Source organism: Blastococcus sp. SYSU DS0753 (assembly GCF_054051175.1).
In genome coordinates this window covers 1-15,269 of sequence record NZ_JBJHAT010000041.1, presented here as the reverse complement: position 1 = coordinate 15,269, position 15,269 = coordinate 1, and the positions used below count along the sequence as shown (strand labels likewise).

The following is a 15,269-nucleotide window of genomic DNA, read 5'->3' as shown; positions in this document are numbered from 1 at the left end:
GGGAGGCCGGCCCCGGCCGCGAGGCCCGGCAACCGCGCCGAGTGCGACGAACTCGTGGTCATCAGCGCCTGATGGCCACGAGTTCGTGACACTCGACGGGTCGTGGCCACCACGTCGTCCATGAACGGGCTTGACCCTGACGCGACGTCAGGCTGTTGCCTGCAACGTGTCAGGAGAAGGGAGGACCCGATGAACGTGGGTGAGGTCGCGGCGCTGGCCGGCGTCACGGTGCGCACGTTGCACCACTACGACCGGATCGGCCTGCTGTCGCCGTCGGGACGGACGTCGGCCGGCTACCGGCAGTACGCGCCGGCCGATCTGGAGCGGCTGCACCAGGTGCTGCTCTACCGCGAGCTCGGGTTCCCCCTCGAGGAGGTCGCGACGCTGCTCGACGACCCGTCCGCCGATCCCGTGGAGCACCTGCGCCGGCAGCACCGGCTGCTGCGGGACCGGCTGGAACGGACGTCGGCGATGGTCGCGGCCGTCGAGAAGGAGATGGAGGCACGTGCCATGGGGATCTCGTTGACCCCGGAGGAGCGGTTCGAGGTGTTCGGCGACTGGCTGCCGGAGGAGTACGCCGCCGAGGCCGAGGAGAAGTGGGGCGACACCGAGGCGTGGGCGCAGTCGCAGCAGCGGACGCGCGCCATGACCAAGGACGACTGGCTGCGGGTGAAGGCGGAGTCCGACGACGTCGAGCGCCGGTTCGCCGAGGCGCTGACCGCCGGCGTGCCCGCGGACTCGGAGCGGGCGATGGACCTCGCCGAGGAGCACCGGCAGCAGATCAGCCGGAACTTCTACGACTGCCCGCCGGAGATGCACGCCGGGATCGGCCGTATGTACGTGGAGGACGAGCGGTTCACCGCGTACTACGAGCGGATCGCGCCCGGCCTGGCGCAGTACGTGAGCGCCGCCGTCCAGGCGAACGCCGCGCGCCAGGGCTGAGCAGGCATGTGCGCCGGTGCCCGGGTTCCCGCACCGGAACCGGGCGCCGGCGCACACACCCGGGGTCACCCGCGGGTGACCAGCCCCTCGGAGACCATCCAGTCCAGCGCGACGTCGGCGGGCTCCTCCCCGTCGACGTCGACCCGCGCGTTGAGCACCTGCAGCACCTCGTCGGTCAGCAGCGGGGTGATCCGGCCGAAGATGTCGGCCAGCTCGGGGTGCTCCTCGAGGGTCTCGGTCAGCACGACCGGGGAGATGTTGTAGGCCGGGAAGAACTGCCGGTCGTCCTCGAGCACGGTGAGGTCCAGGGCGGGGATGCGGCCGTCGGTGGTGAACACCTCGCCGAAGTTGCACAGCCCGTCGTCGGTGGCCTCGTACACCGCCCCGGTGTCCAGGATGCGGATGTTGTCCCGCGGCACGCCCTGCGGGTCCCCGAGCGGGATGCCGTAGGTCTCCAGCATCGGGGCCAGGCCGTCGTTGCGGCTGGCGAACTCCGACTCCACGCAGAACGTCCGCTCCTCGACCGGGAGCTCGGCGATCCCGGAGAGGGTGGAGATGCCGCCCAACTCGGGCACCGCCTCGCTGCGGACGGCGAAGGCGTAGGTGTTGTTCGCCTCGGCCGGCGGCAGCCACGTCAGGCCGTTGGCCGCGTCGGCGTCCCGCACCGCCGCCCACTGCTCCTGCGGGTCGGGGATCGGCTCCGCCTCGCCGAGGTAGGAGAGCCAGGCCGTGCCGGTGTACTCCCACTCCATGTCGATGTCGCCGTCGACCATGCCCTGTCGGGCGGGGACGGAGCCGGGGATGTTGGTCCGGTCCACGACCTCGAAGCCGGCGACCTGCAGCGCGATCACCGCGATCTTGCCGAGGATCAGCTGCTCGGTGAAGTTCTTGGCGCCCACGACGATCTCGGCGCCCTCGGCGCCGTCGATCGGTTCGATGCTGCCGGGTGCCGACGGCGGGGTGTACTGCGTGGCCGCCTGGAGACCGCAGCCGCTGGTCGCCAGGCAGCCCGCGACGACCAGTGCGACGAGTCCGGCGGGCGGGCGCGGGCGCATCAGAGTCCCTTCGGCCGGGCGACGTGCTCCACGACACGGCCCAGCCAGTCGATGGCCAGTGCCAGCAGGGCGACCAGCACCGCCCCGCTGATCAGCAGGGCGTCGAGCGACAGGTTGATCCCGGTCGTGATCAGCAGCCCCAGCCCGCCGCCGTTGATGAAGGTCGCCAGCGTCGCGGTGCCGACGAGGAGCACGAGCGCGGTCCGCACGCCGGCCAGCAGCACCGGCACGGCCAGCGGGAGCTCCACGCGGAGCAGCACCGCCAGGGCGCTCATCCCCATGCCCCGGCCGGCCTCCACCAGCCGGGCGTCGACGCCCTGGATGCCGACCATGGTGTTGCGCAGGACGGGCAGCGCCGCGTAGACCACCAGCCCGATCACCGCCGTCCGGAAGCCGAAGCCGCCCCAGGCGGCCAGCAGGACCAGCAGGCCGATGGCGGGGGCCGCCTGCCCGGTGTTGGCCACGCCGATGATCAGCGGGCTGAACCGCCGCATCCCGCCCCGGGTGAGCGCCACGCCGAGCGGGATCGCGATGACCAGCACGATGACCGCGGAGGCCGCGGTGAGCTGAAGGTGCTGCACGATGGTCCGGGACAGCGCGTCCCAGCCCAGCTGGCGGGACTCGGTCTCGCTGAGGTCGGCGGTCAGCCGCCAGACGACGAAGGCCAGCACCGCGACCGCGAGCATGACCGGCTGCCACAGCAGGGCCCGCCAGCCGCCGGCGTCGGCCCTCGCCGAGCGCTCGTCGGCCGCCTGGGTCGCGGGCTCGGGGGCGGTCGGGTCGGGCGTCCCGTCCGGGCGGAGCCCGGTGGAGGCGGTCACCGGTTCGCCCCGCTCCGGGTGCGCTGGATGGCCGCCATCACGGCCTCGACGGCCATCACGCCGGCCAGCGCGTCCCGGCGCCCGGTGACGACGACGCCGCCCTGGCTGGCCGCCAGCATCGCGTCCAGCGCGTCGTTGAGGGTCGAGCGGAGCCCGACCACGGGGAGCCGCTCGTCGACGGTGCCCGGCACGGTCCTGGTCCGCTCGAGCTCGGCCAGCGTGGGCCAGCTGAGCGGCCGCCCCCGCTGGTCGAGCACCACCACGTAGTCGTCGCCGGCCGCCCGCGCCGCCGCCACCGCGGTCGCGGAGTCCGAGCCGACGGTCGCCGTCGTCGGCCGCTCGAGCTCCACGTCGCCCACCCTGGTCAGGGTGAGCTGCTTCAAGGTGGCGCCGGCGCCGACGAAGTCGGCGACGTACTCCTCGGCCGGCTCGGCCAGGATCCGCTCGGGGGTGTCGTACTGCACCACCCGGGCGCCGACGTCGAAGACGACGATCTTGTCGCCGAGCTTCACCGCCTCGTCGAAGTCGTGGGTGACGAAGACGATCGTCTTGCCCAGCTCCTCCTGGATGCGGATCAGCTCGTCCTGCAGGCGCTGCCGGGTGATGGGGTCGACGGCGCCGAACGGCTCGTCCATCAGCAGCACCGGCGGGTCCGCGGCCAGAGCGCGGGCGACTCCCACCCGCTGCTGCTGGCCACCGGAGAGCTCGCGCGGGTAGCGGTCGCGGTACTGGTCGGGGTCCAGGCCCACCAGGTCGAGCAGCTCGTCGACCCGCGCGGTGACCCGGGCGTCGTCCCACTTGAGCATTTTCGGGACCAGGCCGATGTTGGTCGCCACCGTCATGTGCGGGAACAGCCCACCGGCCTGGATGACATAGCCGATCCGCCGGCGCAGCTGGTCGGGCTGCTGGTCGGTGACGTCCTCGTCACCGAGGTGGATGCGCCCGCCGGTCGGCTCGATCAGCCGGTTGATCATCTTGAGCAGCGTGGTCTTCCCGCAGCCGGACGGGCCGACGAACATGACCGTCTCCCCGGCGGCGATCTCCAGGGTCACGTCGTCGACGGCGGGGACCTCCTGACCGGGATAGCGCTTGGTCACGCCCTCCAGCCGGATCGGCACACCACTGATGTGCCGGTCGCTGCCGGACCCGGCAGCGGACGTCGGAGCGGGCAGGGTCTCAGACACGGATCCCCCTGGGGGTGGTCAGCCGGCCGGCCAGCACCAGCAGCAGGTCGAGGACGAGCGCCAGCAGGACGATCGCGATCGTCCCGGTGAGCGTGGAGTTGAGGGCGTTGGCCCCGCCGAGCCGGGACAGCCCGGAGAAGATGAAGCCGCCGAGCCCGGGGCCCAGCACGTAGGCGGCGATCGCGGCGATGCCCATGACCATCTGGGTGGACACCCGGATGCCCGCGAGGATGACCGGCCAGGCCAGCGGCAGCTCGACCCGCAGCAGGGTGCGGACCCGACTCATCCCGATGCCGCGGGCCGACTCGACCAGCGACCGGTCGACCCCGGCCAGCCCCACGACCGCGTTGCGCAGCACCGGCAGCGCCGCGTAGAAGGTGATCGCGATGACCGCGGGCGTGATGCCGAACCCGAACGGCGCCAGCAGGATCCCCAGCAGCGCGAACGAGGGGATGGTCAGGCCCACGGCGGAGAACCCGTTGGCAGCCGACGTCGCGGTCGGGTTCCGGTAGACCAGCACCGCCAGCGCGACGGCGATCAGCGAGCCGAGGAGCACGCACTGGACCACCAGGCTGACGTGCTGGAAGGCCTGGAAGGCGATGAGATCGGCACGCTCGGTCACGTACTCCCACATCGCGGCAACGCCTTCCCCGCCCGACGTCGTCATCGGGCTCGTCGTCGTTCCTCGTCTGCGCACCGCGACCTGCACCGGCGCGCGGCAGTTCCCCATGACGGTAGCGGCTGCCGCTCCCCGGGCGCCCGGTCAGGTCGGCGTCACCCCGTCCGGCGGCGCCGTGCCGCGCCCCGGGACCCGGCGCGCGCCCGAGCCGCGGCACCGGTCATCCTGGGCGGGATGAGGGCCGTATGGGTGTGGCTGCACCGCCCGGCGGCGCAGCGAGGGGTGCGGGCAGCGGTCGCTGCGGGGCTGGCCTGGCAGGTGGCGGTGATGCTGCCGCCGCTGCTGTCGGAGTACGCCTACTACGCCCCGCTCGGCGCGGTGATCGCCGTCCACCCGACGATCGCCGACTCGGCGAGCGCGGCGTGGCGCAGCGTCCTCGCGATGCTCATGGGCTTCGCCCTGGCCTACGCCGTGTACGAGCTGACCCGGACCGTCCCGGACGCCCTGACGATCGCGCTGATCGTCGCCCTGGCCATCGGGGTCGAGCAGTGGCGTCGCCTCCTGCGGGACCAGGCCGCCTGGGTCAGCTTCGCCGCGGTCCTGATGATCACCGTCGGGGCCGGTCAGCCCGGGCCCTACGTCCTGCGGTACGCCGGCCTGACGCTGGTCGGCGCCGCCATCGGCGTCCTGGTCACCGCCGTGCTCTTCCCACCCCTGCAGCTCACCCAGGCCGTCGACCGGATCGCCGCCACCCGCGCCGTCCTCGCCGAGCACCTCTCCGACATGGCCGGGACGTTGCGCGAGGGGCAGGTCCCCGATCCGGGCGAGTGGACCGAGCGCAACCGCCGGCTGGACGGCGCGCTGGACCGCATGCGCGCCGCCGAGCGCCAGGTCGACCGGGCCCGCCTCGCCAACCCCCGGGCCCGCCGCTGGAAGGGGCGGGCCGAGAGCATCCGCGCCGAGTCCCGTGCGGTCGACCGCGTCGCGGTGCTCGTCGACGACCTCACCTCGCTGGTCGTCGAGTTCCACCCGCACCGGCGCGGCATCGACCACGCCGACGCCGGGACCGGCTGGGTGCTCGCCGAGGCCCTGGACGGGCTCGCCGACGTGCTCCGCGCCGGCGAGGGGACGGCGCCCGGTGAGCGCGACGCCCGGCTGGCCCGCGCCGTCGGCGCGCTGCACCGGCTGGTGGGCCTCGTCCGGAGCAGCACGGTCTCCGACGACGAGGGCTTCTTCGCCCTCGGCGCGGTCGCCGTCGGGGTCCGCCGCAGCCTCTCGGCGCTCGGCGCGCAGGACGGCCTGCGCGCCGCGGCGTGAGCCTCAGACGCGGACGAGGAGCTCGCCGTGCAGCATGCCCAGCCAGCCGTCGTCCGCGCCGGCCCAGCGCAGCCACGCGTCGGCGATCCGCTGCAGCTCCTCCGGCGTCGCCAGCCCGTAGGCCAGCGCCTGCTCGGCGAAGGACGACGCCGTCGCCCGCCCCGCCCACGAGGTGCCCCACCACTTCCGCTCGGCCGGGGTCGCGAAGCACCACGCCGACGCAGACACCGTGAGGTCCCGCAGCCCGGCGGCGTGCGCCCAGCCCACCAGCCGGCGCCCGGCGTCGGGCTCGGCTCCGTTGCGCCGGGCGACCTGCTGGTAGAGCGCCAGCCAGCGGTCCAGCCCGTCGTCGGCGGGGAACCAGGTGGTGGCGGCGTAGTCGACGTCGCGCACGGCGATCAGCCCACCCGGCCGGCAGACCCGCGCCATCTCCCGCAGCGCGGCCACCGGGTCGGTGAGGTGCTGGAGCACCTGGTGGGCGTGGACGACGTCGAACGAGGCGTCGGGCAGGTCGAGGGAGTAGACGTCGCCGACGGCGAAGATCACCGCCACGCCGGCGCGGGCGGCGAACGCCTGCGCCTCGTCGAGCGGCTCCGGTGAGACGTCGAGCCCCAGGACGCGGCCGGGCGCCACCCGCGCGGCGAGGTCGACCGTGATCGTCCCCGGGCCGCAACCGACGTCGAGCAGGTCGAGGCCCCGGCGCAGCGCCGGCAGCAGGTAGCCCGCCGAGTTCTCCGCCGTGCGCCAGCGGTGGGACTGCAGCACCGGCTCGCCGTGCCCGTGCGTGTAGGTGTCCACGCCCGCATCGTGCACCGTGGTCCCACTCTGCGAAACAGCGTTCCCATTGCGCGAGACGGCGCCCACTGCGGGGGTGCTCTTCGCGCTCCCCGGGTCGTGCAGCACCCCCGGACCACGCGCAGGACCCCCCGAGCGCGTCCCCGCCGGATCAGCCCTCGGCGAGCACCTGCAGGGCCACCGGCACCGCCCGCTCGCGGTCGGCCGCCACCAGACCGATGCGGGTGCGGCGGTCGAGCAGGTCGGCCACCGTCCGCGCGCCCTCGTGGCGGACGGCGAAGCGCAGCTCCCCCACCGTCTCCGGTCGCCCGGCCACCACCAGCGCCGGCCCGAGCGCCTCGACCGCCGGCGCCTCGGTGCCGTACCGGGCCACCAGCCGGGCCGGGGCGGCCACCTGGTCCAGCGCCACCCGCGGCGCCGCCCCCACCAGTGGCAGCCGGGCGGTGACCGAGCGGGTCGCGCCCCGCTCCAGGCGGCTGACCACGGCGTCGACGGTCTCCTCCGCCATCGCCCGGTAGGTGGTCAGCTTCCCGCCGACCACGGAGAGGACCGGTCCGTCCCAGGCGAGCAGGTGCTTCCGGGAGAGGTCGGCGGTGCTGTCCCCCGGCCCGGTGCCGGCGGATTCGGGCAGCACCAGCGGCCGGTAACCGGAGTAGGCGCCCACCAGGTCCGCAGCCGTCAGCGGCTCGGCGAGCACCTGGTTCACCGTGTCCAGCAGCAGCCGCACCTCGGCGTCGGAGGGCACCGCGTCGTCGTCGGGCACCGGGCCCTCCACCGGCTCGTCGGTGAGCCCGAGGTACACCAGCCCGTCGGGCTGCGGCAGCGCGAAGACGTACCGCGACCGGGACCCGGGCAGCGGCACGGTCAGCGCCGCCGCCGGCGAGCCCAGCCGCACGCCCGGCACCACCAGGTGCGAACCGCGCGAGGGCACGAGCCGGAGCCGCGGCGCCAGGCGCTGCGCCCACACCCCGGCCGCGTTGACCACCGCGCCGGCCCGCACGGTCAGCGACCCCTCGTCGGTGGTGACGTGCACGTCGGCGCCGTCGACGGCGGTGACCGTGGCGCCGGTGAGGACGCGGGCCCCGTGCGCGGCCGCCGTCCGGGCCAGGGCGACGACGAGGCGCGCGTCGTCGGTCAGCTGCCCGTCCCAGAAGACGACACCACCGCCCCCGGCCCGCACCCCGGGCACCAGCCTGCCGACGTCGGCGGCGTCCACGCGCCGGGTCGGGGGCAGCGAGCCGCGGCCGCCGGGCACCGAGAAGCGCACCGCGTCACCGAGCCGCCCGCCGAGCCCGGCCAGCGCCGTCACGTCCCGGCCGGCCGCGTCGGGCACGAGGAACGGCAGCGGGCGCACCAGGTGCGGCGCCGTCGCGCGCATGAGGACGGCGCGCTCGCGGGCGCTCTCCCGTGCCAGCCCGATCTCCCCGTGCGCCAGGTAGCGCAGGCCGCCGTGCACGAGCTTCGACGACCACCGGCTGGTGCCCGCCGCCAGGTCGGTGCGCTCGCACAGGAGCACCGCGAGGCCGCGCGACGCGGCGTCCAGCGCCACCCCGGCGCCGGTCACACCCCCGCCGACCACCACCAGGTCGACGGTCGCGCCGGCCACCTCCGCGAGGTCCCGGGCCCGCCGAGCGGGTGACAGGGAGCCGATCACCTGGCTGTCCAGCGCTGCGGCACCGGCAGACTGTAGCCGTGCCCGAGCAGCCGGAACTGACGATCCAGGGCTGGGGCCCGCGCCCCGCCCCCCAGGGCGACGAGAGCCCCGACGGCGCCCTGACCAAGGCCGCGCGCCGCCACCTCACCCGCGAGCTGGGCTGGGAGCCGCGGTCCACGCCGCCCGTGCCGGTGGCGCAGATCCGGCTGGCGCCCTGCCGGCTCCCCGAGGAGGACCGCGCGGCGCTGGCCGGCCTGCTCGGCGAGGAGCACGTGCGCACCGACCGGGAGTCGCGGCTGCGGCGGGCCGGCGGCAAGAGCTACCTCGACCTGCTGCGCCGGCGGGAGGGCGACGCCTCCGACGCGCCCGACGCCGTGGTGCTGCCCGGCACCACCGAGGAGACCGCCGCGCTGCTCGCGCTCTGCAGCGAGCGCGGCATCGTCGTCGTCCCGTTCGGCGGCGGGACCAGCGTCGTCGGCGGGCTGGCCGGCGTCGACCCCGACGACCGGCCCGCCATCGCCGTCGACCTGTCGCGCATGTCGTCGGTGCAGGCGCTGGACGTGCCCTCCTCGCTGGTCACCGTGGGCCCGGGCATGCGCGGGCCCGCCCTCGAGCAGGCGCTGGCCCAGCAGGGCCTCACCTTCGGCCACCTGCCGCAGAGCTGGGAGTTCGCCACGCTCGGCGGCTACGCCGCGACCCGGTCGGCCGGGCAGTCCTCGACCGGGGTCGGCCGGTTCGACGACCTGGTCGCCGGCCTCACGCTGGCCACGCCGTCCGGGGTGCTGGAGCTGGGCTCCCCGCCCGCCTCGGCCGCCGGCCCGAACCTGCTCGGCCTCGCGCTGGGCTCGGAAGGGACCCTCGGCGTCATCACCGAGCTGACGCTGCGGGTGCGCCCCAAGCCGTCGGCCAGCGCCTACGAGGGCTGGTCGTTCCGCACCTGGCCGGCGGGGCTCGCCGCCCTCCAGCTGCTCGCCCGGCACGACCTGCTGCCCGACGTCGTCCGGCTCTCCGACGCCGACGAGACCCGCGCCAACCTGCTCATGGCCGCCGGCGCCGGGGCGAAGGCGCTGCGCGGCAGCCTGCGGGCCCGGGGGCGCGGCGAGGGCTGCATGCTCGTCGTGGGCTGGGAAGGGGTGCCCGACCTGGTGCGCGCCCGGATGCGGGCCGCCGCCTCGCTGCTGCGCGACGGCGGCGCCGTGCGGCTCGGCCGCCGGGTGGGCGACTCCTGGCGCCGGCACCGGTTCGAGGGGCCGTACCTGCGCGACCGGCTGATGGACGGCGGCCTGCTGGTGGAGACCCTGGAGACGGCGGCCACCTGGACGGCGCTGCCCACCGTGTACGACGCCACCCGCCGCGCGCTGCAGGGCTCGCTGACCCGCGGCGGGCATCGGCCGCTGGTGCTGGCGCACGTCTCGCACGGGTACGCCACCGGCGCGTCGCTCTACCTGACCGTGATCGCCGACCGCGACGACGCGCTGCCCATCCAGCAGTGGCTCACCGCCAAGCGGGCGGCGACCGACGCGCTGCTGGCCGCCGGCGGCACGCTCACCCACCACCACGCCGTCGGCGCCGACCACCGCCCGTGGCTGGAGCGCGAGATCGGGCCGCTGGGCGTGGAGGTGCTGCGGGCGGTCAAGCAGCGGCTCGACCCGCGCGGCATCTGCAACCCCGGCGTCCTGCTCCCCGACTGAACGGGCGAGATCTGCACACTGACCCCCATCAGCGGCCTGATGAGGGCCAGTGTGCAGATCTCGCCCGGTGGTTCAGGCGGTCGTGGCGATCCCGCCGTCGACGGGGATGACCGCGCCGGTGACGTAGGCGCCGGCCCGCGACGAGAGGTAGACGACGACGCCCGCCATGTCGTCGGGACGCCCGATGCGGCCCAGCGGCGACTTCGCGGCGATCTCGGCCCCGAAGGCGTCCAGCGTGGCGGCCATCATCTTCGACTCGAACGGCCCCGGCGCCACGGCGTTGACGGTGATGCCCTTGGGCCCGAGCTCCTTGGCGAGCACCCGGGTGAGGTGGTGCAGCCCGGCCTTGCTCGCGGCGTAGGAGTAGGTCGGCATCGGGTTGACGTGCAGGCCGTCGATGCTGCCGACGTTCACGATGCGCGCCGGGTCGCCCTCGGCGGCCGCGGCCTCGAGCTTCGGCAGGAAGGCGCGGGTGAGGAAGAACGGCGACTTGAGGTTCAGGTCGAGCAGCTTGTCCCACGCCGACTCGGGGAAGGTCTCCAGCGGCTCGCCCCAGGTGGCGCCGGCGTTGTTCACCAGGATGTGCACCCGCTCCTCGGAACGGCCCACCTCCTCGGCCAGCCGCACGCACTCCGCCTCCGTGGAGAGGTCGGCGGGGATCGAGACGGCGGTGCCGAACTCGGCGAGCTCCGCGACGGCGGCGTCGCCGGCCTCGGCCTTGCGGGAGCTGAGGTAGACCTTCGCCCCCGCCTGCAGCAGCCCCCGGGCCATCATCAGGCCGATGCCGCGGGTGCCACCGGTGACCACAGCCACCTTGCCGGTCAGGTCGAACAGGTCCACGGGTACCTCCGGTTCGGCGTCGCGGCGCCGTCGTCGGCACCACCTCCGGCACCCTAACGAGGGCCGCAGCGGGCGGCGCCGGAGCCAGGTGTGCCAGCCTGGCTCCCATGATCGGATCCGCCGCGACCCCGGGCGCCACGAGCGAGGTCGGCCCGCTGCGCACGGTGATGCTGCACCGGCCCGGCCCCGAGCTCCGCCGGCTGACGCCGCGCAACAACGACCAGCTGCTCTTCGACGGCGTCCCGTGGGTGGCCCGGGCGCAGGAGGAGCACGACGCGTTCGCCCAGGCGCTCACCGACCGCGGCGTCGAGGTGCTGCACCTGGCGACGCTGCTGGCCGAGGTCCTCGCCTTCCCGGCCGCCCGGGCCGAGCTGATCGGCGCCGCCGTCGACGACCCGCGGCTGGGCGCGACCCTGCAGCGCGACGCCACGCGGCACCTGGCCTGGCTCTCCCCCGAGGACCTGGCGACGGCGCTGATCGCGGGCCTGGCGCACGACGAGCTGCGCGGCCACGGGCTGGCCTACCAGCTCATGGACCGCTCGGACTTCGTCGTCCCCCCACTGCCCAACCTGCTGTTCACCCGGGACTCCTCGGTGTGGATCGGCGACGAGGTGGCGGTGACCTCGCTGGCGATGCCGGCGCGGCACCGGGAGAGCACGATCACCGAAGCCATCTACACCCACCACCCGCGCTTCGCCGGGTCCGAGCAGCTGTACGGGCCCGGCCTGGAGCACCTGGAGGGCGGTGACGTGCTGCTGCTGGCCGAGGGCGTCGTCGCCGTCGGGGTGGGCGAGCGGACGACGCCGGGCGGCGCGGAGCGGCTGGCGCGGCGGCTGTTCGCCCGCGGCCTGGCGCACACGGTGCTCGTCGTCCCGATCGCCCAGGAGCGGGCGACCATGCACCTGGACACCATCGCCACGATGGTCGACGTCGACGCGATGGTCATGTATCCCGCGGTCGCCGACTCGCTGGTCGCCTGGACCGTGAAGGCTCCGTACGGGATCGCCGACGACGCCGACACCACCGACCTCGCCGTCACCGGCCCCCAGCCGTTCCTCACCGCGGCCGCGACCGCGATGGGCATCGACAAGCTGCGGGTGATCGACACCGGGCTGGACCCGGTCACAGCCGAGCGCGAGCAGTGGGACGACGGCAACAACACCCTGGCGCTGGCCCCGCGCCTGACGGTCGCCTACGAGCGCAACACCGTCACCAACGCCGCACTCGAGGCCGCCGGCATCGAGGTGGTGCGGATCGCCGGCTCGGAGCTCGGCAGCGGCCGGGGCGGCCCGCGCTGCATGTCCTGCCCCGTCTCCCGCGCCCCGCTCTGACGCCGGGCGCACGACACCGGGCGCACGACACCGGGACGGCGGCGCGGCGCTCCGACCGGGGGACTCTCCGCACCGGAGCCCCCACCAGCGTGATCGCGACCACTACGCTGCCAACTTCCCGCGCCGGGCCCGGCGCTCGGCGAAGGGATGCCTGGTGGCACGCACGGAGACGGCACGGCGGACCGGCCGGATCGCGGGGATCGGCGGAGGGCTCGTCGGCTACCTGGTCTTCGTCGAGTTCACCAGCGGCGTGCTGCAGGGCTACTACGTCCCGCTGCTCACCGACATCGCGCGTTACCTCGGGGTCAACGACGCCGACGTCAACTGGCTCGAGGCGGCCCAGCTCATGCTCTCGGCCATCGCGGTGCCGGTGCTGGCCAAGCTCGGCGACCTCTACGGCCACCGCCGGGTGCTGCTGTGGTCCGCCGTGGTGGTCGCGCTGTCCACCGTCGTGCTCGCCTTCGCCCAGAGCTTTCCGCTGTTCCTCGTCGCCTGGGCGCTGCAGGGCATGTACGTGGTCTGGCTGCCGCTGCAGGTGGCGCTGATCTGGGACCGGTCGCGCCGGACGCCCGGGGCCGCGAGCCAGACCCGGCGGGCGACCGGGCTGATCGTGGCCGCGCTGCAGGCGGGCGCCATCGTCGGTGCGCTCGGCGGCGGGCAGATCGGGCAGAGCCTGGCCGGCACCTTCTGGCTGGTGCTCCTGGCCCCGCTGGTCCTGGTCGTCGGCGTCTGCGCGATCGTGGCCTTCCTCGTGCCGGAGAGCGAGGACCGCACCGGCGGCAGCGTCGACGCGACGGGCGCGGCCCTGCTGAGCCTGGTGCTGCTGGTCATCACCGGCGGGCTGAGCTTCGTCCGCCTCAACGAGGATGCGCTGTGGCCGTGGGCGGTCACCGCGCTCGGCCTCGTGCTGCTCGTCCCGTTCGTGCTGTACGAGCTGCGCCAGGACGACCCGCTGGTCGACTTCCGGGTCCTGCGCAGCTCCTCGATGTGGCCGGTCCAGCTGACCGCCGGCCTCTTCGGCATCAGCGTGCTCGGCGCCCAGGGCCCGCTCTCCACGTTCGCGCGCACCGACCCGGAGGTCTACGGCTACGGCCTCGGGCTCTCCACCAGCGAGGTGTCCATCGTCATCGGTGCGTACGTCGTCTCCATGCTGGTCGGCGCCAGCCAGTTCTCCCGGGTCAGCCGGCTGACCACGCCCCGGCGCACGCTGATCGGCGCGGCGACCCTGACCGGCGTCGGCTACCTGCTGCTGGTGCCCTTCCACGACACGCTGGCGCAGATGCTGGCCTGCATCGCGATCGCCGGCCTCGGCTCCGGGGCGCTGGTCGCCGCGCTCCCGGCGGCGGCCGCCGCGGCGGCGCCGGTGGGCCGGACGGCCGTCGCCACCGGGCTGACCAACACCACGAAGGTGCTCGGCGGGTCGTTCGCCTCCGCCGCCTTCGCCATCGCGCTGGCCTCGAACGTGCCGCTGCTGCCCGACGGGTCGGCGGGCACCGCCGGCTCGCTGTCGGGTTACATCACGGTCTGGGTGGTCTGCGGGACGACGGCGCTGCTGGCCGCGGTCGCCCTGGTGTTCGTGCCACGGCTGGCCTTCTCCGACGGACCGGTGACCGACCAGCCCCTGCCCACGGCGGACGAGAGGAGCCGGGCGTGACGACCGGAGCGGCCGAACGGCTGGCGGAGCTGATCCGCATCCCCACCGTCTCCTCCCGCGACCGCGAGCGGGTCGACCAGGCGGTGTTCGCCCGGTTCCGCGACCGGCTGGCCGAGCTCTACCCGGCCACGCACGAGGTGCTGGAGCGCGAGGTGCTGGGCGACGGCGCCCTGCTGTACCGGTGGCGCGGCACGACCGACGAGCCGCCGCTGGTCCTCATGGCCCACTACGACGTCGTCCCCGTCGACGGCCAGGAGTGGAGCCGCGACCCGTTCTCCGGCTCGATCGAGGACGGCGTCGTGCACGGCCGCGGCGCCATCGACGACAAGGGCTCGCTGGTCGCGATCATCGAGGCGGTCGAGTCGCTGGCGGCGGCCGGCTTCACCCCGCGCCGCGACGTCCACCTCTCCTTCGGCAACGACGAGGAGGTCGCCGGGGTCGGTGCCCAGCTGGCAGTGGACTCGCTGCGCGCGCGGGGGATCCGGCCGTGGGCCGTGCTCGACGAGGGCGGCGCCGTGGTGAGCGGCATGTTCCCCGGGGTGCCCGGGCAGATCGGCGTCGTCGGGCTCGCCGAGAAGGGCCTGCTGGACGTGGAGCTGGCCACCAGCGACCCCGGCGGGCATGCCTCCTCCCCCACGCGTAACGGCGCGCCGACCCGGCTCGCGCGAGCGATCGTCGCCCTGGAGGAGCACCCGTTCCCGGCCCGCCTCAACGACGTCGTCCTCGGCATGATCGAGGCCGTGCGGCCGAAGGCGCCCGCACCGGTGCGCGCCGTCCTGGGCCGGGCGCACCGGCTGCGGCCGGCCCTGGCCGCCGTCCTGTCCCGCGCCGGCCGCGAGGCCAACGCCATGGTGCGCACCACCGTGGCGGTCACCCAGCTGGAGGGCAGCCGGGCGGCGAACGTCCTGGCCACCCGGGCGACGGCGCACCTGAACATCCGGATCGCGCTGGGCGAGACGGTGCAGTCGACGGTCGACCGGCTACGCCGGGTGATCGGCGACCCGGCAGTGGAGGTGCGGGTGGTCTCGGGCAGCGACCCGACGACGATCTCCCGGGCCGACAACGACGCCTTCGCCGCCATCCGGGCCTCGGCGCTGGCCGTCTACCCCGACGCGACCGTGGCGCCCTACGTGATGGTGCAGGCCAGCGACGCCCGGCACTTCCACGCCATCAGCGACAGCGTGTACCGGTTCATGCCCTTCGACCTCAGCCGCGAGGAGCTCGGGGCGCTGCACGCCGCGGACGAGCGGATCCGGGTCGAGACCCTGGAGCGGGGCGTCGAGTTCTTCCGGCACCTGATCCGCGGCCTCTGAGCGCACCGTCCTCCGGACGGTCGGGCCCTGCCCACCAGGGTGGGCAGGGCCCG

At 74.8% G+C, this 15,269-nt stretch carries 13 protein-coding genes; 6 read left to right on the top strand and 7 right to left on the bottom strand.

Annotated features, from left to right (window positions below; all coding sequences use genetic code 11):
• The first annotated feature begins 189 nt into the window (after nt 1-189).
• Nucleotides 190-942, top strand: coding sequence for a MerR family transcriptional regulator (locus tag ACI799_RS20560; RefSeq protein ID WP_456590282.1), 753 nt, complete (start codon nt 190-192; stop codon nt 940-942).
• 65 nt (nt 943-1,007) lie between these two features.
• Here the strand turns inward: ACI799_RS20560 and ACI799_RS20555 are convergent, their stop codons facing one another.
• From ACI799_RS20555 to ACI799_RS20540, 4 genes are read right to left on the bottom strand one after another with little or no spacing between them, the layout of a single operon-like run.
• Nucleotides 1,008-1,997, bottom strand: a complete 990-nt coding sequence (locus ACI799_RS20555; RefSeq protein ID WP_456590281.1) for a glycine betaine ABC transporter substrate-binding protein — start codon at nt 1,995-1,997, stop codon at nt 1,008-1,010.
• A complete protein-coding gene (locus ACI799_RS20550) occupies nt 1,997-2,818 on the bottom strand; it encodes an ABC transporter permease (protein WP_456590280.1) in 822 nt (273 codons plus the stop codon). The genes ACI799_RS20555 and ACI799_RS20550 overlap by 1 nt, the downstream gene beginning before the upstream one ends.
• Nucleotides 2,815-4,002: an ABC transporter ATP-binding protein gene (locus ACI799_RS20545; RefSeq protein WP_456590279.1), complete on the bottom strand. Its 1,188-nt coding sequence runs from the start codon at nt 4,000-4,002 to the stop codon at nt 2,815-2,817. Before ACI799_RS20545 ends, ACI799_RS20550 begins: the two co-directional genes overlap by 4 nt.
• The gene (locus tag ACI799_RS20540; RefSeq protein ID WP_456590278.1) at nt 3,995-4,669 is read right to left on the bottom strand and encodes an ABC transporter permease; all 675 of its coding nucleotides are present in this window, start codon (nt 4,667-4,669) and stop codon (nt 3,995-3,997) included. The genes ACI799_RS20545 and ACI799_RS20540 overlap by 8 nt, the downstream gene beginning before the upstream one ends.
• Before the next feature lie 186 nt (nt 4,670-4,855).
• Between ACI799_RS20540 and ACI799_RS20535 the strand changes: the two genes are divergently transcribed.
• On the top strand, nt 4,856-5,938 hold the full coding sequence (locus ACI799_RS20535; protein ID WP_456590277.1) for an FUSC family protein: 1,083 nt from the start codon (nt 4,856-4,858) through the stop codon (nt 5,936-5,938).
• Between the two features lie 3 nt (nt 5,939-5,941).
• Here the strand turns inward: ACI799_RS20535 and ACI799_RS20530 are convergent, their stop codons facing one another.
• A complete protein-coding gene (locus ACI799_RS20530; protein WP_456613815.1) occupies nt 5,942-6,736 on the bottom strand; it encodes a methyltransferase domain-containing protein in 795 nt (264 codons plus the stop codon).
• Nucleotides 6,737-6,884: 148 nt separating this feature from the next.
• Nucleotides 6,885-8,387 (bottom strand): glycerol-3-phosphate dehydrogenase/oxidase, encoded by a 1,503-nt coding sequence (locus tag ACI799_RS20525; protein WP_456613814.1) that lies wholly within the window; start codon nt 8,385-8,387, stop codon nt 6,885-6,887.
• A gap of 38 nt (nt 8,388-8,425) precedes the next feature.
• On the opposite strand from ACI799_RS20525, the gene ACI799_RS20520 reads away from it, so the two are divergent.
• Nucleotides 8,426-10,078 (top strand): FAD-binding oxidoreductase, encoded by a 1,653-nt coding sequence (locus ACI799_RS20520; RefSeq protein WP_456613813.1) that lies wholly within the window; start codon nt 8,426-8,428, stop codon nt 10,076-10,078.
• A 72-nt stretch (nt 10,079-10,150) separates the two neighbouring features.
• On the opposite strand, the gene ACI799_RS20515 is transcribed toward ACI799_RS20520, so the two are convergent.
• Nucleotides 10,151-10,918: an SDR family oxidoreductase gene (locus tag ACI799_RS20515; RefSeq protein ID WP_456590273.1), complete on the bottom strand. Its 768-nt coding sequence runs from the start codon at nt 10,916-10,918 to the stop codon at nt 10,151-10,153.
• Between the two features lie 107 nt (nt 10,919-11,025).
• On the opposite strand from ACI799_RS20515, the gene ACI799_RS20510 reads away from it, so the two are divergent.
• From ACI799_RS20510 to ACI799_RS20500, 3 genes are all read left to right on the top strand, one after another.
• A complete protein-coding gene (locus ACI799_RS20510; RefSeq protein ID WP_456597376.1) occupies nt 11,026-12,249 on the top strand; it encodes an arginine deiminase in 1,224 nt (407 codons plus the stop codon).
• Nucleotides 12,250-12,403: 154 nt separating this feature from the next.
• Complete coding sequence (locus tag ACI799_RS20505) at nt 12,404-13,903, top strand: MFS transporter (protein WP_456590271.1); 1,500 nt, start codon at nt 12,404-12,406, stop codon at nt 13,901-13,903.
• Nucleotides 13,900-15,216 (top strand): M20/M25/M40 family metallo-hydrolase, encoded by a 1,317-nt coding sequence (locus ACI799_RS20500; protein ID WP_456613812.1) that lies wholly within the window; start codon nt 13,900-13,902, stop codon nt 15,214-15,216. Before ACI799_RS20505 ends, ACI799_RS20500 begins: the two co-directional genes overlap by 4 nt.
• Nucleotides 15,217-15,269: the final 53 nt, after the last annotated feature.

Bases quoted from the DNA above. Each gene is read 5' to 3' on its own strand.
- ACI799_RS20510 (WP_456597376.1), top strand. From the start codon at position 11,026: ATGATCGGATCCGCCGCGACCCCGGGCGCCACGAGCGAGGTCGGCCCG.
- ACI799_RS20560 (WP_456590282.1), top strand. From the start codon at position 190: ATGAACGTGGGTGAGGTCGCGGCGCTGGCCGGCGTCACGGTGCGCACG.
- ACI799_RS20535 (WP_456590277.1), top strand. From the start codon at position 4,856: ATGAGGGCCGTATGGGTGTGGCTGCACCGCCCGGCGGCGCAGCGAGGG.
- ACI799_RS20540 (WP_456590278.1), bottom strand. From the start codon at position 4,669: ATGACGACGTCGGGCGGGGAAGGCGTTGCCGCGATGTGGGAGTACGTG.
- ACI799_RS20555 (WP_456590281.1), bottom strand. From the start codon at position 1,997: ATGCGCCCGCGCCCGCCCGCCGGACTCGTCGCACTGGTCGTCGCGGGC.